The organism is Streptomyces sp. MMG1533 (assembly GCF_001279775.1).
GTDB lineage: Bacteria > Actinomycetota > Actinomycetes > Streptomycetales > Streptomycetaceae > Streptomyces.
In genome coordinates this window covers 96,158-115,773 of record NZ_LGDG01000123.1, presented here as the reverse complement: position 1 = coordinate 115,773, position 19,616 = coordinate 96,158, and the positions used below count along the sequence as shown (strand labels likewise).

The following is a 19,616-nucleotide window of genomic DNA, read 5'->3' as shown; positions in this document are numbered from 1 at the left end:
GGGTGCTACTTCTTGACCGACCGAGTCGGGTGGCGGGTGGGCGAAGGTCGGGGGTCCAGGGGGCGGAGCCCCCTGGCGGGGGTCGAAGGGGCCGCGCCCCCTGGGGTCGGGTCGGGCAGGGGCGGCGGGGGCGAGGAAATCCCGCGACACCCCACAGACGTACGCCTACCGTGACCCCATGACCCGCCCGCACCCCACCATCGACGTCCGGCCCATCACCGAGTCCGAGTTCCCCGACTGGCTCCGCGCGGTGAACACCGGCTTCCTGCGCGAACCCATCCCCACCGACACCGAACTCGAAGCCCGCCGAGCCCAGTTCGAAGCGGGCGAGACCGACCGCTACCTCGGCGCCTTCGACAAGGGCCGCTGCGTCGCCACCTTCAAGTCCTTCACCCAGGAACTCACGGCCGTCGGCGGCACGACCGTCCCCGCCGACGCGGTCACCGGCGTCACCGTCACCGCCACCCACCGCCGCCGCGGCCTGCTCACCCGCATGATGGCCCACGACCTGGCGGCCGCGAAGGAGCGCGGCGACGTCGTCGCCACCCTGATCGCCGCCGAGTACCAGATCTACGGCCGCTACGGCTTCGGCCCCGCCACCTGGATGACCGAGTGGACGGTCGACGTCCCGCGCACCGGCCTCGACCCCCGCCGCTCCGGCATCCCCGAGGACGGCGGCCGTATCGACCTCGTGGACGGCGAGGACGTCCGCAAGCTCGGCCCCGAACTCCACGAGCGGGTGCGCCGCGCCCAGCCCGGTGCGGTCAGCCGCGACGAGACGTGGTGGAAGGTCAACACCGGTGTCGTACGGTTCGACCCGTCGTGGACCGAGCCGCACTACGCGGTGTACCGCTCGGCGGACGGCGAGGTCGACGGCCTGGTCTCGTACGCGATCGACGACAACTGGCACGGCAAGCAGCCGCACGACACGCTGTCCGTGAGGTGGCTGCTCGCGTCGACCCCGGCCGCCGAGCGCGCCCTGTGGCGCTACCTCTGCTCGATCGACTGGGTCACGAAGGTGAAGAGCGGCTGGCGGGCCCCCGACGACCTGCTGCCGTTCGTCCTGCCGAACCCGAGGGCGGCCACGGCCACCACACAGGGCGACTGGCTGTGGGTGCGGATCCTGGACGTCGTGCGGGCGCTCGAGGCGCGGACCTACGTCGGTGAGGGCTCACTGGTCCTTGAGGTGGCCGACCGGGACGGCCTGACCGGCGGGCGCTACCGGCTGGAGGCGTCGGCGGCGGGCGGATCCTGTACGCCGACGACGCGGAACGCCGAACTCACTCTGGACATCGGGGACTTGGCTGCCCTGTGGCTGGGTGACGAGTCCACGGTGCGGCTTGCGGCGCTGGGCCGGGTCCGGGAAGAACGAGCGGGCGCCGCCCGGTTGGCCGACGCCCTGCTGCGTACGTCCAGGCGGCCTTGGTGCCCGGACATGTTCTGAGACCTCCCTTCGGCCGACGACAGTGCTGCTTGCCTGTTTGCTTCGCATCCGTAGCGAGCTGTTCAGTTGTGGCTGTGCGGTATCCGTAGCGAGCTGTTCGGTTGTGGCTGTGCTGGATGCCGACGATGTTGAGTTGTGGCTGTGCTCGTTGCTGACGGTGTTCAGTTGTGGCTGTGCAGACCGACCGGGCTCCCGGCTCCCCTCCGGAAGAGAGCCCGGTCAGCCGGACTGGGCGAGCAGCATCACGAGGATGACCGCTCCGATGCCGCCGATCGCGGCGCTCTTGGTCTTGACACCGACGGTCAGCGCGACGAAGGCGACGATGCCCATCGCGCCCAGCTTCCACTGGACGAACGCTTCGAAGCCGACGGCGAGGGCGGCGATGGCGAGGGCGATGAGCGGCATGGCGGTCCCCCCTTGTCTTGGGACGGTGGCCAACCTTGCTGAAGTTTGACCATGTTGCGCAAGTTGGCCACCAACTTCACTGTAGTTCTCTCCACTTGGAAGCGACTCATAACCACCTTCACTTGAACTGCCCAAAGATGGCGGGAAGTTGTAGTGTTTGGTCGTGGACCCGAAACACGTCGCCGTCAATGGGCGGAAGAGGTCACAACGGCCACACAGGACACATCGCGAGGTGGCCGACGAGCTGCGTGCCCGGATCCGGTCAGGGACACTGCGACCGGGCCAGCGCATGCCCACACAGGCCAGGCTGGCCGACGAGTTCGGGGTCGAGCGGGGGGTCGTACGGCAGGCGCTGTACATCCTGCAGTCGGAGCACCTGCTGACCAACGTTTCCAAGGGAAGCCCGGCCACCGTGGCCCCCGACCTGGGGCTGGGCGGGACTCCGGCCGGTCCCGGGGCCCCGCCGCTACCCACCACGGTGGCCCTCGCTCCCCGCATCGCGGCCGCCTTCGCCGCCCCGCACGTCGAGATCGACGCCCTGTGCCTGACCTCGGTCTCCCTCACACTCGCGATCGGCGAACCGCTGCGTCAGATCCACGCCGGACAGCTGAAACCGGCCAAGATCGACGTGCGTGTCCTGCTGCCGAGCCGGGACATCGACCTCGCCTTCCCGGTCCCGGTCGAGGGCCACGGCCACGGCGCCCCGGTCCACCGGCAGTGGCTGGCCCATCGCAACGCGCAGGGCCAGGTGCTGAAGCACAACCTGCTGGCCCTGCGCGCCACCCACGGCATCGACGTGCACGTCACCTTCCGCGCCCTGCCCTTCACCCCGCCGGTGAAGCTGTACCTGCTCAACGGCACGGAGGCCCTGTTCGCGTACTACACGCTGACGCGGCGCGCGGAGGAGGTCGACCACGAGCGCCTGGAGATGTACGACGCCGAGGGCACCCAGTCGATGCTGTTCGCCTTCGGGCAGGGCCCGGACCTGCGCGACACGACCTTCGTGGAGCAGTCCCACCTGTGGTTCAACGCACTGTGGGAGACGATCAGTTCGGAGCTGCTGCTCACGAGCTGACGTCTCCCACAGGGGCTGATCGAGGCACCGGTCGGTCATAGGGTCGGCCTCGTGACCAGCAACGCGAGCATGACCGCCCCGACGGAGCTGACGGCCGGACTCTTGGCCTTGATGCCTATCGTGAGCAGGAGCAGGCCGGCGATGCCGGCGAAGCCGTACTTCCACTGGACGGTCTGCTCGATGCCGACCACGAACACTGCGGCGATGAGGGCGAGGACAGGCATGGTGGTTCCCCCTTCAGACTTCCGGGGCGGGACGGAACAGGAGGCAAAACTTCCGCCAACTCAACCAAGTTGGCAACCAACTCTGATTATGTTGTCCCCACTTGGCAGCTATCCATAAACAACTTCCAAACAACTCCCCATAGATGGATCGCAGTTGTAGCGTTTGGTCGTGACCCAGGAGAACGTGGCAGTGAACGGCAGCAGAAGGCTCTCCCCTCAGGAAATCGCCGACATCCTGCGCGAACGCATCCGCGTGGGTGACCTCAAGGCGGGCCAGCGCCTCCCCACCCAGGCGGAACTCGCCGAGGAGTTCAACGTGGAGCGGGGCACTGTGCGCCAGGCGCTGCGAGTGCTCCAGGAGGACGGGCTGCTCAGCAACGTCAGCAAGGGGAGCCCGCCGCGGATCGCCGAACCGGTCCGTGCCGTGGGGGAGCCCCAGCCGACGATGGTCGCACTGGCGCCGCGCCTGTCGGCGGCGTTCGCCGTACCGCAGGTACGCATCGACGCGGTCTGCCTCACCGCCGAGACGTTGATGATGGGACTGAGCGAACCTCTCCGGCTGGTGCACGAGGGCCGGGTGGGCCCCGATTCGATCCAGGTCCGCATCCTGCTGCCCTCCCGGGACATCAACCTCGCCTTCCCGGTCCAGGTCGACGGCGACGACGACACGGTCCACGACCGCTGGCTGGCCCAGCGCAACGCCCAGGTCCACGTCCTGCGCCACAACCTCCGCTCCCTGCGCTCCTCGCACGGCATCAACGTCTCGGTCACGTTCCGCGCCCTCCCCTTCACCCCGCCGGTGAAGCTGTACCTCCTCAACGGCGCGGAGGCTCTCATGGCGTACTACATGGTCACGCGCCGCGAGGAGCTCTCGGACAGCGGCACCCTCGACATGTACGACGTCCTCGGCACCGAGTCCCTCCTCTTCTCCTTCGACAGCGCGGCCGGCCAGCGCGACGCCGCATTTGTGGAGGAATCCCAGAAGTGGTTCGACGCCCTCTGGGAAACCATCACGACGGACCTGACACTCTCCTAGTGACTTCTGATACGAGGCAGACTGATCAGGTGACAGCGGACTCGGACGACGAGATCGAAAACCTGCGTGAACTGATCACGGGTGTACGGGTCGTGCTGTGGGACTTCGACGGCCCGATCTGCCGCCTGTTCGCGGGGCATTCGGCGGAGCGGGTGGCGGTGGACCTGGTGGAGTGGCTCGAAGGGCGGGGCCTGCACGGCCTGTTGAGCGAAGCCGAACGCAAGTCCCTGGATCCGCACATCGTCCTGCGGGCCGTCGACCGCAGACACCCCGGCAGTGACCTGGTGGACGAGTTGGAGGAACGTCTCACCCAGGAAGAACTGCGGGCCACCCCGTCGGCGATGCCCACGCCGTACGCGGATCCGCTGATACGCACCTGGAAGGCGGTGGGTTCCAGGCTGGCGATCGCCACCAACAACTCCCCCCAGGTGGTCCGCACCTACCTGGCCGGCCGCGGTCTCACCTCCTGTTTCGCCCCGCACATCTACGGCCGCACCCAGGAACTCAACCGCCTCAAGCCCGACCCGCACTGCCTCAACCGGGCCCTCAACGCGATGGGTTCGGCACCCTCGGCCGCCCTGATGATCGGCGATACCCCCTCCGACCTGCTCGCCGCCAATGAGGCCGGCGTTCCGTTTCTGGGCTACGCGCGTAATGAGCGCAAGGAAAAGCTTCTGAGGGACGCGGGCGCGACGACGGTCGTCGCCTCGCTGGAGCCCGTGCTCAACCTGATCCGCACTCAGGCCTGAGTCATCAGCAGCGCGAACACCACGGCGGCCCCGACGGCGAGACCGCCACGGCGCGCCCTTATGCCGACGCCGATCAGGAACAGGAGCACCGCACCGAGCGCACCGAGTTTCGATTGCGCCAGCAGGCCCAGGGAGAACTCGCAGAGTCCCGTGAGTACGTGGAACAGGAGCATGTCCATCCACCTCCCTTCCGCTTCCGGTGAAGTGCCCCAACTAGCCGTCCGATTGACTGACTTGCTTGAAACTGGTCTGCCCAGTCCAATTGATCCCTTAACCAACAGGCCAATGTGACCGGTCGTATTGGCCAGGGATTGGTTTGGTAGTGGACTGAAAGCGGTACGGTCCACTCGTGGATGCACAGCAGACCGGTGAGAGCGGCGGCGGCAGGGAGTTCCAGCGGGTCGCCGACGAGTTGCGCGGGCGGATGACGGACGGGACGTATCCGCTGCGTTCCTTCCTGCCGTCACAACGCGACCTTGCGGAGGAGCTGGGAGTCTCCCGGGACACCGTGCAGCGGGCGCTGCGGGAGCTGGCCGACGAGGGCTGGGTCGAGTCACGGCAGGGCAGCGGGTCACGGGTGGTCAAGACCCAGCGCATACAGTCCTCGGCGCCCAAGGCCACCAGGTCGCGACACGGCATGACGCTGGGACCGCTCATCAGCGAGGCCTTCGAGCAGCCCGAAGTCACCTTGGACGTCTATACGCTGACGTCCGAATCCCTCGACGCCCACATCCGGCTCCAGGTGGAGCGCATCCGCGGCGGCGCCATCACGCCCCAGCACATCGCCCTGCGCATGCTCCTGCCGGACGTGACGCTGCCCCTGCCCTATCCACGCGTAAAGGACGACAAGGACGACCCGCGCCTGCGGGAACGCCTGCGCAACATCACCAAGCTGCACACGGAGTCGCTCGAGGGGTTGCTGAGAGATCTGCAGACCGAAGGGCTGGTGCCCTTCGTCGACGTACAGATCCGCCACGCGCCGTTGTCCCCGGCCTTCAAGCTCTACCTGTTCAACGGCGTCGAGGCACTGCACGGGCTGTACGAAGTGATCGAGCGTCAAATCGTGCTGGACTCCGGCGAGGAGGTCACCGCGCTCGACGTCCTGGGCTTCGGTGCCACCCTCACCCACCATGTGAAGGACGGGCACGCGAACTCGCCGGGCACCGTCTTCGTGGAGAGCATGCAGAAATGGTTCGACTCGGTCTGGAACCTGCTCTCCGAATAGCCGAGGCGGGTCGAGGGTGGGTCCTGCGCCTTGCTAGCATGCCCGCACACACTGAGCAAACGCTCGCCATCGTCCGTATGAAATGGCCAACAGGCCGACCGAGGACGACGTCGGACGGCTTCGCACGGAGCTCGCGCAGAAGAGTGGCAAACCACCCACTGGCGTCGTTCCGTCATGCGTGATTCTCGACGCGTGCTTACGGTTTGCCATAGCTTCCCCCTTCTCGTACCCGGAGCAGCCAGTGGGCGCACTTCCCGATCCCCGTCCCGTCGGGGAGCGCGCCACGCTCGACGACACCTACCAGGCCTTCGTGGGATACGCCGCCGCGGAGGGCCAGTCGGCCAGCGGGTACCACAACCAGAACTACGTGCTGCCTCTGACGGAACCCATGGCGCGCGCGCTCCACCGTCCGGTCGGCACGTCCGTCACCGTCCGGATCCGGCGCAGCGACGTGCTGCCCGTGGTGATCAGGACCTGGCAGGACGAGGCGGAGATCCTCGCCGCCATCAAAGGGGTCCTGCCGCACGTGCCGGAGTGCCTCGTCCAGCGGGAACACTTCGCGATCCACAGCCATGTGGAAGGCGTACCGCTCTCCGCCGTCTGTGCGAACGGCAAACCGGTCGACACCCTGCTCATCAGGGCGCTGGCCGGCCTGCTCGCCCAGATGACCCAGGTGCGGCGCGGGGCGCTGCCGACGCTGCCGTCCGTCTGGCCGCGCAACGACACGGACAGTCAGGGGTTCCTGCGGACCCTGGCGCACCTCGCGGACCGGCAGATCAGGCGGCCCAACCGGGCGGTCTTCGGCGGGCTGTTCGCGTCGCTCGGCATCCCCGAGGACGCTCTGCTCCGGCTGGCCGAGCGGGTCCCCGCCATGGCCCGGCGGCCGTACAGCCTGCTCCACGCCGACCTGCACCGCGACAATCTGATCGTGTCGTACGGCGGTGCTCCGCCGCTCATCTGCGTCGACTGGGAGCTTGCGACCTACGGCGATCCCCTGCACGACCTCGCGACCCACCTCGTGCGCATGCAGTACCCGCCGCACCAGTGGGACGAGGTGGTCGAGGCGTGGGCGGAGGCGATGCAGAGCACTCGTCCCGCTGCAGTGAACGGCCTGACCAGGGACCTGCGCCACTACGTCGCCTTCGAACGGGCGCAGTCCGTCTATCCGGACGTGATGCGGGCCGCGAGGTTCCTGGAGGAGACCCGCACCCAGAAGAGCCTGAACGAGGCGACGGCGGAGGTGCACCGCGCCCTCACGGCGGCTGCGGAACCGTTGCGGCTCACCAATCTGCCGGGCGAGCTGGAGATCGAGCGGGCTCTGTTCCGGTGGCTGACGTCCCGCAGCGGCGGTTCCTACGACGGCCAGGGGCGGCTCGTTCAGACCTTCCGCTGGGAGCCGGACCGGCGTCTTCCCGAGCATCCGGACTTTCCCGCCTCCGCCGTACGGGAGGCCCTGGTTGCGGAGGGAGCCGCCTCGGCGGGCCGGGTGTTCAAGGGGACCGCGCACCTCAACACCGTGGTCCGGGTGCCGAGCATCGACTTTCCCGTGGTCGTGCGGCGCAAGCTGCCCGACGTCTGCCGCCGTGAGCGCAGCTTTCTCAGCGAACACGCCGTACTGAGGGCCATCGAGCAGGCCGACATCGCCGTGGCGGCGCCGAGGGCCCTGGCGCTGGGCGAAAGCTATCCGAACGACCGCTTCGCCATCCACACGTACGTCGGACCGCGGGACATCGACAAGCCCCTCCGCCATCCGGAGCAGGGGCTGCTGCCGCACGAGGCGGACGCGCTCGTCGATCAGCTCTGCGCGCTGACGCACGTGAAGTACAAGCAGGTCGACCCGACATCCGGGGAAGGCAGCTTCCACCGCTGGCTGAGGGGTCAACTCGTCGCCCTCGTGCGTGAGTTGCCGAAGGAGTCGCAGCAGCTCGCCCGGCTGCTCGGGCTGCCCGAAGCGGACCGTCTGCAGGAGATCCTGTCCCGGCACGAGGTGAGCGAGCGGGAGCCGGCCCTGCTGCACGGTGACCTGAACCCGTGGAACCTCGTACGCCGCGACGACCGCCTGGCGCTGACCATCATCGACTGGGAGATGGCACTGGTCGGCGATCCGCTGTACGACCTGGTCCGGCACATGCACCTCACCCCCACGCGGCCGGAGATCCGGGACCGGATGTTCTCCCGCTGGGAGAAGAAGCTGCCGCCCGAGTACACCCGCAACTGGCGCAAGGACTGGCGTGTGTACCGCTGGATCGAGATCGTCCGGTCCGCGTACATCGACCTCGACCGCATCGTGACGGGCGCGAGCCTGGACGCCCCCAACGTCAAGCGGGCGGTCGACTCCTACGCCGTGACACTGGCGGTTGCCACCGGTTCCCTCGGCCTGCCGGTCCGCCCGACGGCGAATCCCTATCTTGCCCGGGCCCTGGCGTAGGAAGGCCATGGCCCGGCCGAGCGCAGGATGGTGCGTACCCTCACCGCATGGGTGAGATCGGCCTGCGCGAGCGCAAGAAGCAGCGGATGTACCGGACCGTGTCGGAGATCGCGATCCGGCTGTTCCTGGAGAAGGGGTTCGACGCGGTGTCCGTCGCCGAGGTGGCGGCCGCGGCGGAGATCTCGAAGCCGACGCTGTTCCGGTACTTCCCGGCGAAGGAGGACCTCGTCCTGTACCGGTTCGCCGATCACGAGGGGGAGGCCGCGCGGGTGGTGGCCCGGGACCGGGGCGTCCCGCCCCTCGCCTCGCTGCGGCGGCACTTCCTCGACGGGCTGGAGCGGTGTGATCCCGTCACCGGGCTCAATGACCATCCCGCCGTGCTCGCCTTTCACGAGTTGCTGTACGGGACCCCCGCGCTGGTCGCCCGTACGTACGCGTACCTGGAGCGGTCGGAGGCCGCGCTGGCCGAGGCGCTCGGCGGTGGGCTGGAGGCGCGGCTGGCCGCCGGGCAGATCGTGGCCGTACAGCGGATCCTGGCGCTGGAGAACTGGCGGCGGATCGCGGAGGGGGAGCAGGTGGCGGACGTACGGGGGGATGCGGTGGCCGCGGCGGAGCGGGCGTTCGGGGTGCTGGAGGCCGGGTTGCCGAACCTGGCGTGAGCGAGCCGGGGCCGGCGGGATTGCCGAGCCCGGGGCAAGTGAGTCAGGGTAAGAAATGTAACTCGGTTGCGTTATTCCGGTGCGCTCGCTGGAATGACGTCACCCGACCCTTCCCTCCAGGACGCCCTCCGCCACGAACGCGCCCATCACGACCTGTGCCGCGCCGCCCTCGCCGCCATGATCGACGGGGCCGGGGAACACGTCGTCACCGGCGAGGACGTCTCCGCCTCCGGTGCCGACGCCGAGGTGCTCGGGTACCGGCTGCGCAGCCGGGCCAAGGAGATGCGTGAACTGCCCGAAGGGCCGTTGTTCTTCGGGCGGTTGGACTTCGCCGGTGGTGAGCATGCCGGGCAGGGGTACCACCTCGGGCGGCTGCGGGTCAGCGAGCACCCGGCCGCCCCGCCCCTCGTCGTGGACTGGCGGGCCCCCGTCTCCCGTGCCTTCTACCAGGCCAGCGCCCGCGACCCGCAGGGCGTCGCCGTCCGCCGCCGCTTCGGCTGGGCGCCCGGCAGCCGCGGCGACTCCGCCGACCTCACGGGGCTGGAGGACGAGCACCTGGGCCGGGGCGAGAGCCGCGAGAGTGTCATCGTCGCCCGCGAGGTCGAGCGTCCCCGGGTCGGTCCCATGCGGGACATCGCCGCGACCATCCAGCCCGAGCAGGACGATCTCGTACGAGGGGACCTGTCCGTGTCGGTGTGCGTGCAGGGCGCACCGGGCACCGGCAAGACCGCGGTCGGCCTGCACCGGGCGGCCTACCTGCTCTACACCCACCCGCAGCGCATCCGGCGCGGCGGACTGCTGATCCTCGGACCCAACCGGACCTTCCTGTCGTACATCGCGGCGGTCCTGCCGGCCCTGGGCGAGACGGGCGTACGGCAGTCGACGCTCCTGGAGGAGATCGCCCGGCATCCGGCCGACGGTGCCGACGAGCAGCGGACGGCCGTCGTCAAGCACGACGTCCGGATGGCGGAGGTGCTGCGGCGGGCGCTGTACGCGCGGGTGTCGGCGGAGGGGACGGGGTCTCTCGCGGTGCCCGACGGCTCGTACCAGTGGCGGGTGGCCGCCGACGAACTCGTGCGGATCGTGGACGGCGTACGGGCGGAGGAGCCGCCGTACGGTGTCGGGCGGGAGCGGGTGCGCAGTCGGGTCGTGCGGTGTGTGCAGCTGCGGGCCGAGCGGCGGGCGGGGCCGCGGAGCGCCGCCTGGGTGCAGCGGATCTCGCGGTCGCGGGCGGTCGGGGGGTACGTCGATGCCGTGTGGCCGCGGGTCCGGCCGGAGGAGGTCGTGGCCGAACTCCTCACCGACCGGGCGGTGTTGGAGGCGGCGGCCGACGGGCTGCTGGACGCCGACGAGCAGAAGGCCCTGCTGTGGGCGAGGCCGCCGCGGTCGTGGAAGTCGGCGCGCTGGTCGGCTGCCGACCTCGTCCTCCTCGACGAGGTCGCCGGGCTCGTCGAGCATCCCGAGGGGTACGGCCATCTCGTTCTCGACGAGGCGCAGGACCTCTCCCCGATGGAGTGCCGGGCGATCGCCCGCCGGGCCGCCTTCGGCTCGCTGACGGTCCTCGGTGATCTGGCCCAGGGGACCACGCCCTGGGCGGCCCGGTCCTGGGACACGACCCTGCGCCACCTGGGGAAACCGGACGCGGTCGTCGTACCGCTGACGACCGGCTTCCGTGTGCCGAAGGCCGTCGTGGCGCTCGCCAACCGGCTGCTGACGCGGCTGGACGTGGACGTCCCGCAGGCCGGTCGCTGCGCGGGGACGGGGAGTTGAGGATCAGGCCGGTCGCGGGCGATCTGCTCGGCGCGGTCGTGGACGCCGTACGGGATGCGGCGGCGCGCGAAGGGTCCGTCGGGGTCGTCGCGGCCGACGCGGACGTCGACCGGGTGCGGCGGGCGCTCGAAGCCGCCGGGATCCCGGCGGCGGGCGCGGACACGCCGGCCGCCCGCGTGAGCGTCGTACCCGCGACCCTCGTCAAGGGCCTCGAGTACGACCATGTCGTCGCCGTCGAGCCCGCCGCGATCGCGGAGGCGGAGGAGCGGGGGCTGCACCGGCTGTACGTGGTGCTCACGCGGGCGGTGTCCCGGCTGGAGGTGCTGCACGGGCGGCCGTTGCCGTTCTAGGCCTGTCCGGCTACGGCATCACGCGTCGAGGAGCGGGATCAACTGCTCCTCCTCGTACGTCAGATGGGCTTCGAGCTCGGCCGTGAGGCGCTCGACCTCCGCGCGGGCCGTGTCCCGGGCCGTGCCCTCGGCGGTCACGGCCCGGCGCAGGTCCTCGGCGAGTGCGGCGATCCGCACGTGTTCCTCGCGCAGCCGCGCCAGTGCGTCGGCTGCCTCCGGGTGACGGCCGGCGAGGACGGGGAACATGCCGAGGTCCTCGCCGGTGTGGTGGTTGTGCAGGCCCTGGCAGAAGGTCAGGCAGTTGACACGGAGCTGGGCGCCGAGGGTCGAGGAGCCCGCGCTCATCTCCTTCCGAATCTGGGCGAGTTCGCGCCGAAAGGCGTCATGGACCACCTTGATCGCCTCGCCCATGGACCGGGCGTTGATGTTCGGCGGGCCGCCCTGCGCGATCTCGTACAGGGCGACCACCGGGATCAGCCGCTCCGTCTTCTCCTGATACGCCGCCCAGCCCGGGTCCGCCTCGACGGCCCGCGCGAAGGCCTCCTCCCGCTCCTCGGCCTCCAGTACGACGGCCCGCGCCTCGTACGTGAACGCACCGCTCTCCACGGTCGCCCGGGGATGCGCGAGGAGGTTGCGATACCAGTGCGGATGCGTGGGCGCGCCGCCGGCCGAGGCGATGACGAGGATGCGCTCACCGCCGTCGGGGAGGTAGCCGACGGGGGTGGTGTGCGGGGTGCCGGTGCGAGCGCCGGTGGTGGTGAGCAGGATCAGCCGGGCGCCTTCGAAGTAGCCGCTCATGCGGCCCTTGTTGGCGCGGAACTCGTCGATGACCTGCTGATTGAACGCGTTGGGCATTGTCTTCTCTTCCTTCTCTGCCGCTGGTTTCCGTCCTGGGGGAATTCCTGGGGAAATGCGCAGAGAAGAAGGCGGGCCCCTTGCCCACCACGACCTCACTCAGAGGCCGGGCACCCGATTCGCTCACGGCACGAGGCCGACCCGGCAGTCATGGGGGCACGCTAGCTGCCGGCCCACGGCTGACGCCACCGGGTTTCAGGACCTCGCGGCGGTACGGCCCAGCAGCTCGGTGACCCGTATGAACCCGTCCCCGCCGTGGCCGAGGCCGACCACGCGGCGGGCCAGGCCCTCGGTCGCGCGCATGACACTCGCGTCGATGCCGTGCGACTCGGAGGCCCGGACGATGTGCTCCATCGACGACACCGCCGAGGTGATCGGGTTGAGTTCGCCGGAGAAGGTGCCGCTGTCGACGTCCCGCGCGAACTCCTCGAAGAGCGGCGGGAGGATCGCGCCGATGCCCTGGGCGAAGGGGGCGAGTTCCAGGGCGGTGATGCCCTCCGCCCGGGCCATCGCCAGGGCGTGCGCGTACCCCGCCATCGCCGTCCAGAAGACGTCGAGCAGGGCGATGTCGAAGGAGGCGGCCCGGCCGATCTCCTCACCGAGGTGGGTGTGGGTGCCGCCCAGCGCCTCCAGTACGGGGCGGTGCTCCTGGTAGAGGCCGGCGGGGCCGCTGTGCAGGAACACCGCGTCGGGCGTTCCGATGGTGGTGGTCGGCGTCATGATCGCGCCGTCCAGGTAGCGGACGCCGTGGGCCGCCGCCCAACTCGCCGAGTCCCGGGCGCGGTCGGGGGTGTCGGCGGTCAGGTTCACGACCGTACGGCCCTTGAGGGCGTCGGTGACGGCGGGGTCCCGCAGGATGCCGTCGGCCGCGTCGTAGTTCACCACGCAGACGACGGTCAGCGCACTCGCGGCGACCGCCTCGGCGGCGGAGGGCGCGCCGGTCGCTCCGCCGGCGAGCAACTCCCGTTCCTTGCCGGGCGTGCGGTTCCATACGGTGGTGCGCAGACCGGCGTCGAGGAGGGCACCGGCGAGGGCCCGGCCCATCGGGCCCAGTCCGAGGACGGTGACGGCAGACTGGTCGGAGCCGGTGGACCGGTCGGAGCCGGTGGACTGGCTGCTGTGCGTGGACATGCTTCAACTCCTGTGAAGGCAACGGGGATTCCGCGAACTGGCGCGGACAATGGATGACAAAGGGGGCGCGGATGACGCGCGAGCGTGCTCAGGATCCGAACGTCTGTGGAGTGACCGCCGCGATCGCCGTGATCGACGGCAAGTGGAAGACCGTACTGCTGTGGGTGCTGGAGTCCGGCCCGCACCGCCCGGCCGAGCTGCGCCGCCGGCTGCCCGGGCTCAGCGAGAAGGTGCTGACCCAGGCGCTGCGCGAGATGGAGACGGACGGGCTGGTGCACCGGGAGGTGCACGACGTACTCCCGCTGAAGACGGTGTACTCCCTGACCGACTTCGGCCGAGAACTCTCCGAGGCCCTCGCCCCCCTCTCCGACTGGGGCCACCGCCGTCTGGAGAAAATGGCGGCCCCTTGACGGCCGACACCAGCCTCGGTCGTGCGGCGGGCGCTGCCAAGTACCCACAAATAAGTGGGTACGGCGGTCAGGCCGGCGTCAGCCGTGGGCGCCGTTGCCCGTCGGGTAGCCGATCCCGGCGATGTCCGTCGACAGGGCGTCCACGGAGGTCTCGGGGTTGAGAGCCGCCACCACCTCGCCGGTGAGCGGGCGCAGCGCGAACACGTGCCGTACGGCCGCGAGGGACACCGGGACTTCGTACTGGTCCTCGGCGAAGTCCCGGAACGCCTCCGGCGACCGGTCGACCAGCAGCCGGAACAGGTACCCGGAGCCGTCCGGATCGCCGCCGCTCCCGTCCCCGCCGGGGAACTCGATCGCCCCTGTCCGCCAAGTACCGTCCCCCGTCTCCCGCCACGCACAGGCGGTCACGACAGGCATCCCGTCCTCGTCCGTGAACGCGGGCTCCTCGACGTACGAACGAAAGACCTCGGGAACCTCGTCCACCACACCGGGCCACGGCCCGTCGTCGGTGTAGGGACTCGTGGGCGACTCGTGCGCAAAGCCACGGACGTACGCCCCGGCGGCCGAGAAGACGACGGCGAACTCGTCCCCCGATCCGTTCCGCATCGAGGCCATCTCCTCCCCGTCGGACCAGCGCGCGTCGAACGAGTGGTGCCGGTCGCCCCATTCCGGGCTGAGTATCGCTTCCAGCATCGCCATCGACCGGCAGTGGTCGCGAAGGGCGGGAATGTCGGGCAGGCGCCGAGCCACGTCGTGAATGGTCACGTGGGCATCCAACAGCAGGGGTCTGACAATTGCGGCGACGGGCCGGGGCGGGGCGGCCGGCCCCTCACCCGCGCGTGCGGCGCCGGTAGTAGTGCACGGTCACCACGCCCAGCAGCGGCCCCCAGGCGGTGCGCCGACGCGTCCGGGCGACGCTGCTGCCGCGCCCGCGACACCCGCATGGGCGGCGAGCCAGGTCCGGAGACGTGCGGCCCCGCAGCCCGTGGTTCAGGTGTCGGTCGCGGCCGATGCGGTGCGCAGGAGCGCCCTGCCCGTCCGGTTCGACGGCTTCCGCAGCGTCACCGTCCATCGGACGGCCGAGTACGAGGTGACGGGCCGGGTGAGCACGACCGGCCGCGGCGCGAGCGGGCACCGCGTTCGTGCTGGTCCTGCGGGTCCGGGACGGCTGCGTCGTCCACTGGCGCGCATACCAGGATGACCAGGATGTCGCAGCCGTCGCCCGTGCGCTCTCCGACGAGTACTGAATCCCGGTCGGTCCGTTCGGGGAGTCAGGCGTCCCGTCGTTCGGCATCCGGCTTCAGCGGCGTCCTGCGGCTTCCGGCGTCCTGCGGCTTCCGGCTTCCTGGGCCGCGTGTTCCGGTCAGCTGCGAGCGGGGTGGTTCGGTGCTCCCGCGGGGTGGGGCTCAGTGGACGGAGAACCCGCCGTCGACGAAGATCGCCTGCCCGGTGACATAGCCCGAGGCGCGGCTCGCCAGGAACACCGCCGCTCCGGCGAAGTCGTCGGCCAGGCCGTTGCGCCCGACCATCGTGCGTGCGGCCAGCGCCGCCACCTTCTCCGGGTCGGACGACAACCGCGCGTTGAGCGGGGTCATGACGAAGCCGGGCACCAGTGTGTTGCAGGTGACGCCGTGCGGCGACCATGCCTCCGCCTGAGAGCGGGCCAGCGACTCCAGCGCCCCCTTGGAGACCCCGTAGGCGCCGCTCTGGACGAACGCCCGGTGCGCCTGCTGGGAAGTGATGTGGATGATCCGCCCGAAGCCCCGCTCGGCCATGCCGGGCCCGAACCGCAGGCCCAACAGGTAGGGCGCCTCCAGGTTCACCGCCATCGTGGCGTCCCACACGTCCTCGCCCAGTTCGCTCATCGGCGGCCGTACGTTGATCCCGGCGCTGTTGACGAGAACGTCCGGCTCGCCGAACACCCCGGCCGCCTGCTCAGCCGCCGCGCGCACCCCGTCGCGGGTGCTCAGGTCGGCGCTCACCCAGGCCGCCCGGCAGCCGTCCGCCGCCAACTCGTCCACCGTGGCGGCCAGTTCCTGCTCCTTGCGCGCCACGATCACCACGCTCGCCCCCGCCCGCGCGAGAGCCCCGGCGATGGCCCGGCCGATGCCGGAGCTGCCGCCCGTCACCACGGCGACCCGGCCGTCCAGCGAGAACAGTTCGGAGAGGTAGTTGTGCGAGCTCATGACCGCACCCTAGACGGCGTGTTCACGGCGACGTTGCCAGGGCAAGTACTCCGCACCCGGGTCAGCTCCAGCGGCGGCCGAGTCCATGAGTAAGTCCATGAGTGCCGCCGGGCTGAATCCCGGGCGGCTAGGAGAAGTCGTACGCGGCCCAGTCGGTGAGCGTGCGATAGCCGAGGCGCTGGTAGAGGGCGTTGCTGGTGGGGTTGGACAGGTCCGCGAACAGCACGACATCCCTCGCGCCCGCGGCCAGCGCGGCCAAGCTCACCTCCGCCGTCACGGCGCCCGCGTAGCCGCGACCGCGTAGGTCGGCCGGGGTGTAGACGATGTCCACCTGGATCTGGCCGCCGATCAACGGGTTCATGCCCGCGATGGAGACGGGGGTGCCGTCCGGGGTCTCCCAGAGTGTGTAGCGCTTGTCGGCGAAGCGGGTGTCGGCCCACGTGTCGGCGTCGATGGAGACGTCTTCCCCGACGGCCTTGGCGAACTCGCCGCACCAGAACATGTCTTGCTCAAGGTCCTGCTCTCCCAGGACGCGGCCCCGGCCCGCCGGCATCGGCTCCGGTGGGGTGAGCGTGCCGAGGCGGTACAGACGCAGCCGCGTGTCGCGGATCTTCGGCGTCGCGCCGGTGTGCCGCTGCCAGGCCGCGGCGAAAGCGGTGGCGGTGCTGTGGTCCGCGCTGACGGAGGGAAGGGAGTGCCCGAGGGCGGCCAGGCGGGCGGCGAGGGAGTCGGCCTGCTCGGGCGTGAGCGGCGAGAGGCCGAAACCACGGGGCGGGAGACGGTAGAAGGTGGCGTGGACCTCGCCCGCTCGCTCCAGAAGGCCGAAGACGGGGGCTTCGGTGCCGAACGCCTTCGCCCCACGGGCTCGCACTCTCTCGGCCCACGTCAGCTGCATGACGTGCGGGCCGGGCCGAGAGCGCAGGAAGTCTCCGGCTCGGGCGAGAAAGTCGTCGACGTCTTCGGTGAGGTGCCAGTCATCCGGGCGCATGCTTCATGCTTCCCCATGCTGTGGGTGTGCCCCGTACTTTCCAGCCAGGGCGAGGCAGCGGAGGTTGGTCGTGCTTCCGCGCCAGGAAGGTGGCGAGCGCCCTGTATCGCCCTGTCAGCCCTGTTCGCCCCTTCGGCGGGCCCTGCAACGGGCACGGGCACAAGCGCCCGCCCGCAAGCTGAGACGGAGCGAGCTAATTGTCGCCAACTCCGAAGATCACCGACTCCCTGGAAGGGGGTGCCGTTTGTCTGGGTACATGACTGATCTACAAGGCGTCGCCGCCCCTTACGCCAGCGAGGGCGCGTCGTACAGTTCCGGGCCGTTGTGGTCCCACCGGTGCACACGGGAAGACCTGCTCATACTGGTCTCGGTGGACGCCGGCCGGGCCGGCGTGGATGTGTCTGACGGCTGGGCGGACCGGTGGACGGCGACGTGGAAGTACGCCGGAGACGAGGTGACGGGTCCGGTGCGGCATTTGGGGCATGCGCCGGTGGCGGACCGCCAGCCGATGCGGGGGTTCACCTGGCGGCGCGATCAGCGGCACCGGCCCGGTTTGGAGTCGCTGCCGGCGACGGGGCGTCTTCACGGGTTCGAGAGCCTGGAGGAGGACCGGCTGACTGCGCGGTCCGGAACGCGAGATACCGGCCGAAGGCTTCGTGGCTGTCGGGGGTGAAGCGCCACTCCAGCAGGGCCGACCGCAGCTCCGGCTCCGTCAGCCGGCCATGCCAGGCGACCTCATCGGGATCGGGGACCACGGCATCCGGCACCACGGCTTCGTGCACGCCGAGCCAGTGAGGGCTCAAACCGCTGCGGTTGATGAACGTGAACAGCAAGCGCGGCAGCACGCGAATGCCCAGCTCTTCAGCCAGCTCCCGCGCAGCGGCCTGTTCATAGGACTCACCGACATCCACGGCGCCACCGACCACGACCTCGTAGAGCCCGGGGAAGCGCGACAGCTGCTCCGACCGCCGGTGGACGAGGATCCGCCCACGCTCATCACGACACACCGTCACGGCGACCCGGTGCAGCCAACCCTCCCTGATGGCCTGCCGGCGGCTGACCACCACCCCCAGCACACGATCTTGATCGTCGACCGCTCCACCAGTTCATCCACGACGCACACCCTGGCAGAGCCCACCGACAACGCCGCTTCCCGGCGACCCGTGGAGGGCGTCCCGAGAGCACCTGCACCAGGAGGCCGGACGCGGATGACGACAGTTGTCGTGCAAATTCGATACCTATCGTGCTCAGGCTCGCAAGCCCCTCGGAGTGGCGTGACACACTTTTGCAAGCGGGTGCTTGCAAAAGTTAGCGGGGGTGGGGCAAGGTGGAGGCATGGCATCGCTCAACGTCGGCAATCTTGGTGAGTACCTGCGCGAACAGCGGCGCACCGCGCAGCTGTCGCTCAGGCAGCTCGCCGATGCCGCCGGGGTGTCCAACCCGTATCTGAGCCAGATCGAGCGCGGGCTGCGCAAGCCGAGCGCGGAGGTGTTGCAGCAGGTCGCCAAGGCGCTGCGGATCTCCGCCGAGACGCTGTACGTGCGGGCCGGGATCCTCGACGCCGAGCGGGACCGGGACGAGGTGGAGACCAGCGCGGCCATCCTCGCCGATCCCACGCTGAACGAGCGGCAGAAACAGGTGCTGCTCCAGATCTACGAGTCCTTCCGCAAGGAGAACGGCTTCGGGATCGACATAGCGGGCGAAGGGGAGGAGACGGGCGACACGGTCGGCACCGATGCCCCGAGCGACGGTGCCACGGACGCCCAGGCCGGCGAGACCGCCGTAAGAGAAACCCGCGCGGCAGGTGGGCGCAAGCCCGCCGCACGCCGTACCCGCACGACCGGCGGCAATGACGCCGACCCGCAGCAGACGGCCGGTTGAGCCGGACCAGGGCACCGGCCACCTGACTGCGGACCACAAAACCCTCAGCCGAAAGAGAATCCGGGAGGACCATCACCATGGCCATCACCGACGACCTGCGCAAGACCCTCAGCGACCCGACTCCGCTCTACTTCGCCGCCGGCACCGCCGACCTGGCCCTCCAGCAGGCCAAGAAGGTGCCCGGCCTGGTGGAGCAGCTGCGCGCCGAGGCGCCGGCGCGGATCGAGGCCGTTCGCAACACCGACCCGAAGACTGTCCAGGAGAAGGCCCAGGCGCGCGCCAAGGAGGCCGCCGACAAGGCCAAGGAGACTCAGGAGAGCCTCCAGGCCAAGGTCGGCGAGTTCCTCGGCACCCTCGACGGTGACATCAAGAAGCTCGGCAGCACCATCGACGCGGACCTGAAGAAGTTCGGCGAGACCGCCCAGGACTTCGCCCTCCGCAGCGTCGGCGTCGCCGCCGAGTACGCCGTCAAGGCCCGCGAGACCTACGAGAAGGTCGCCGAGCACGGCGAGCAGACCGTGAAGACCTGGCGCGGCGAGGCCGCCGAGGAGATCGAGGAACTGGCGATCGCCGTCGAGCCGAAGGCCGAGCCGGTGTCGGAGCCGGTCGAGGTCAAGGAGGAGCCGAAGCCCGCCGAGGCCAAGGCCGAGCCCGCGCCGGCGAAGAAGACCGCGGTCAAGAAGGCCCCGGTCCGCAAGACCACCGCCAAGAAGACCACGCCGCCCGCCAAGTAGAACGGCGGCGGTAGGCACCCGGACGGGCCGGGCACTCTCGGAGTGCCCGGCCCGTTCACCGGGTAG

Annotated in this window: 19 protein-coding genes and 1 pseudogene; 11 read left to right on the top strand and 9 right to left on the bottom strand. The window is 70.1% G+C overall.

The genetic code is table 11. From position 1 onward, the window contains the following. The first annotated feature begins 178 nt into the window (after positions 1–178). The gene (locus ADK57_RS15360) at positions 179–1,444 is read left to right on the top strand and encodes a GNAT family N-acetyltransferase (protein WP_053750018.1); all 1,266 of its coding nucleotides are present in this window, start codon (positions 179–181) and stop codon (positions 1,442–1,444) included. A 219-nt stretch (positions 1,445–1,663) separates the two neighbouring features. Here the strand turns inward: ADK57_RS15360 and ADK57_RS15355 are convergent, their stop codons facing one another. Then, a complete protein-coding gene (locus tag ADK57_RS15355) occupies positions 1,664–1,849 on the bottom strand; it encodes a hypothetical protein (protein WP_053750017.1) in 186 nt (61 codons plus the stop codon). Between the two features lie 157 nt (positions 1,850–2,006). Between ADK57_RS15355 and ADK57_RS15350 the strand changes: the two genes are divergently transcribed. Beyond that, a complete protein-coding gene (locus tag ADK57_RS15350; protein ID WP_078973135.1) occupies positions 2,007–2,924 on the top strand; it encodes a winged helix-turn-helix domain-containing protein in 918 nt (305 codons plus the stop codon). 35 nt (positions 2,925–2,959) lie between these two features. Here ADK57_RS15350 and ADK57_RS15345 read toward each other — a convergent pair whose 3' ends face one another. Beyond that, positions 2,960–3,148, bottom strand: a complete 189-nt coding sequence (locus ADK57_RS15345; protein ID WP_053750015.1) for a hypothetical protein — start codon at positions 3,146–3,148, stop codon at positions 2,960–2,962. A 163-nt stretch (positions 3,149–3,311) separates the two neighbouring features. Here ADK57_RS15345 and ADK57_RS15340 point away from each other — a divergent pair, with 163 nt between their 5' ends. Next, entirely contained in the window at positions 3,312–4,184 is an 873-nt protein-coding gene (locus ADK57_RS15340) for a winged helix-turn-helix domain-containing protein (RefSeq protein ID WP_053750014.1), read from the top strand. Between the two features lie 29 nt (positions 4,185–4,213). Then, entirely contained in the window at positions 4,214–4,933 is a 720-nt protein-coding gene (locus tag ADK57_RS15335) for an HAD family hydrolase (RefSeq protein ID WP_053750013.1), read from the top strand. Here the strand turns inward: ADK57_RS15335 and ADK57_RS15330 are convergent. Further along, positions 4,924–5,112, bottom strand: coding sequence for a hypothetical protein (locus ADK57_RS15330; protein WP_324612192.1), 189 nt, complete (start codon positions 5,110–5,112; stop codon positions 4,924–4,926). The genes ADK57_RS15335 and ADK57_RS15330 overlap by 10 nt on opposite strands. Before the next feature lie 170 nt (positions 5,113–5,282). Here ADK57_RS15330 and ADK57_RS15325 point away from each other — a divergent pair, with 170 nt between their 5' ends. The 4 genes and pseudogenes from ADK57_RS15325 to ADK57_RS15310 all read left to right on the top strand — a co-directional run bounded on the left by ADK57_RS15325 (position 5,283) and on the right by ADK57_RS15310 (position 11,365). Then, positions 5,283–6,158, top strand: a complete 876-nt coding sequence (locus ADK57_RS15325; protein ID WP_053750012.1) for a GntR family transcriptional regulator — start codon at positions 5,283–5,285, stop codon at positions 6,156–6,158. Between the two features lie 241 nt (positions 6,159–6,399). Next, a complete protein-coding gene (locus ADK57_RS15320; protein ID WP_234390195.1) occupies positions 6,400–8,586 on the top strand; it encodes an aminoglycoside phosphotransferase family protein in 2,187 nt (728 codons plus the stop codon). A gap of 47 nt (positions 8,587–8,633) precedes the next feature. Continuing rightward, a complete protein-coding gene (locus ADK57_RS15315; RefSeq protein WP_053750011.1) occupies positions 8,634–9,245 on the top strand; it encodes a TetR family transcriptional regulator in 612 nt (203 codons plus the stop codon). A 93-nt stretch (positions 9,246–9,338) separates the two neighbouring features. Continuing rightward, positions 9,339–11,365, top strand: a pseudogene (locus ADK57_RS15310) (HelD family protein). An 18-nt stretch (positions 11,366–11,383) separates the two neighbouring features. On the opposite strand, the gene ADK57_RS15305 reads toward ADK57_RS15310, so the two are convergent. Continuing rightward, positions 11,384–12,220, bottom strand: coding sequence for a nitroreductase/quinone reductase family protein (locus ADK57_RS15305; RefSeq protein ID WP_053750010.1), 837 nt, complete (start codon positions 12,218–12,220; stop codon positions 11,384–11,386). Between the two features lie 195 nt (positions 12,221–12,415). Further along, positions 12,416–13,351 carry an NAD(P)-dependent oxidoreductase gene (locus ADK57_RS15300; RefSeq protein WP_078973132.1) on the bottom strand — a complete coding sequence of 312 codons (936 nt, stop codon included), beginning with the start codon at positions 13,349–13,351 and terminating at the stop codon, positions 12,416–12,418. A gap of 71 nt (positions 13,352–13,422) precedes the next feature. Between ADK57_RS15300 and ADK57_RS15295 the strand changes: the two genes are divergently transcribed. Next, positions 13,423–13,761, top strand: coding sequence for a winged helix-turn-helix transcriptional regulator (locus ADK57_RS15295; protein WP_053750009.1), 339 nt, complete (start codon positions 13,423–13,425; stop codon positions 13,759–13,761). 78 nt (positions 13,762–13,839) lie between these two features. On the opposite strand, the gene ADK57_RS15290 is transcribed toward ADK57_RS15295, so the two are convergent. The 4 genes from ADK57_RS15290 to ADK57_RS15275 form a co-directional block, all read right to left on the bottom strand. Continuing rightward, positions 13,840–14,526: a hypothetical protein gene (locus ADK57_RS15290; RefSeq protein ID WP_053750008.1), complete on the bottom strand. Its 687-nt coding sequence runs from the start codon at positions 14,524–14,526 to the stop codon at positions 13,840–13,842. Positions 14,527–15,167: 641 nt separating this feature from the next. Further along, complete coding sequence (locus ADK57_RS15285) at positions 15,168–15,947, bottom strand: SDR family NAD(P)-dependent oxidoreductase (protein WP_053750007.1); 780 nt, start codon at positions 15,945–15,947, stop codon at positions 15,168–15,170. Between the two features lie 127 nt (positions 15,948–16,074). After that, the gene (locus ADK57_RS15280) at positions 16,075–16,935 is read right to left on the bottom strand and encodes a GNAT family N-acetyltransferase (RefSeq protein ID WP_053750006.1); all 861 of its coding nucleotides are present in this window, start codon (positions 16,933–16,935) and stop codon (positions 16,075–16,077) included. A gap of 518 nt (positions 16,936–17,453) precedes the next feature. After that, the gene (locus ADK57_RS15275) at positions 17,454–18,011 is read right to left on the bottom strand and encodes an NUDIX domain-containing protein (RefSeq protein ID WP_234390194.1); all 558 of its coding nucleotides are present in this window, start codon (positions 18,009–18,011) and stop codon (positions 17,454–17,456) included. A gap of 259 nt (positions 18,012–18,270) precedes the next feature. Between ADK57_RS15275 and ADK57_RS15270 the strand changes: the two genes are divergently transcribed. Together ADK57_RS15270 and ADK57_RS15265 are read left to right on the top strand one after the other, a co-directional pair. Next, positions 18,271–18,816, top strand: coding sequence for a helix-turn-helix domain-containing protein (locus ADK57_RS15270; protein WP_053750005.1), 546 nt, complete (start codon positions 18,271–18,273; stop codon positions 18,814–18,816). A gap of 77 nt (positions 18,817–18,893) precedes the next feature. Further along, positions 18,894–19,550, top strand: a complete 657-nt coding sequence (locus ADK57_RS15265; protein WP_053750004.1) for a hypothetical protein — start codon at positions 18,894–18,896, stop codon at positions 19,548–19,550. The last annotated feature ends 66 nt before the right edge of the window (positions 19,551–19,616 follow it).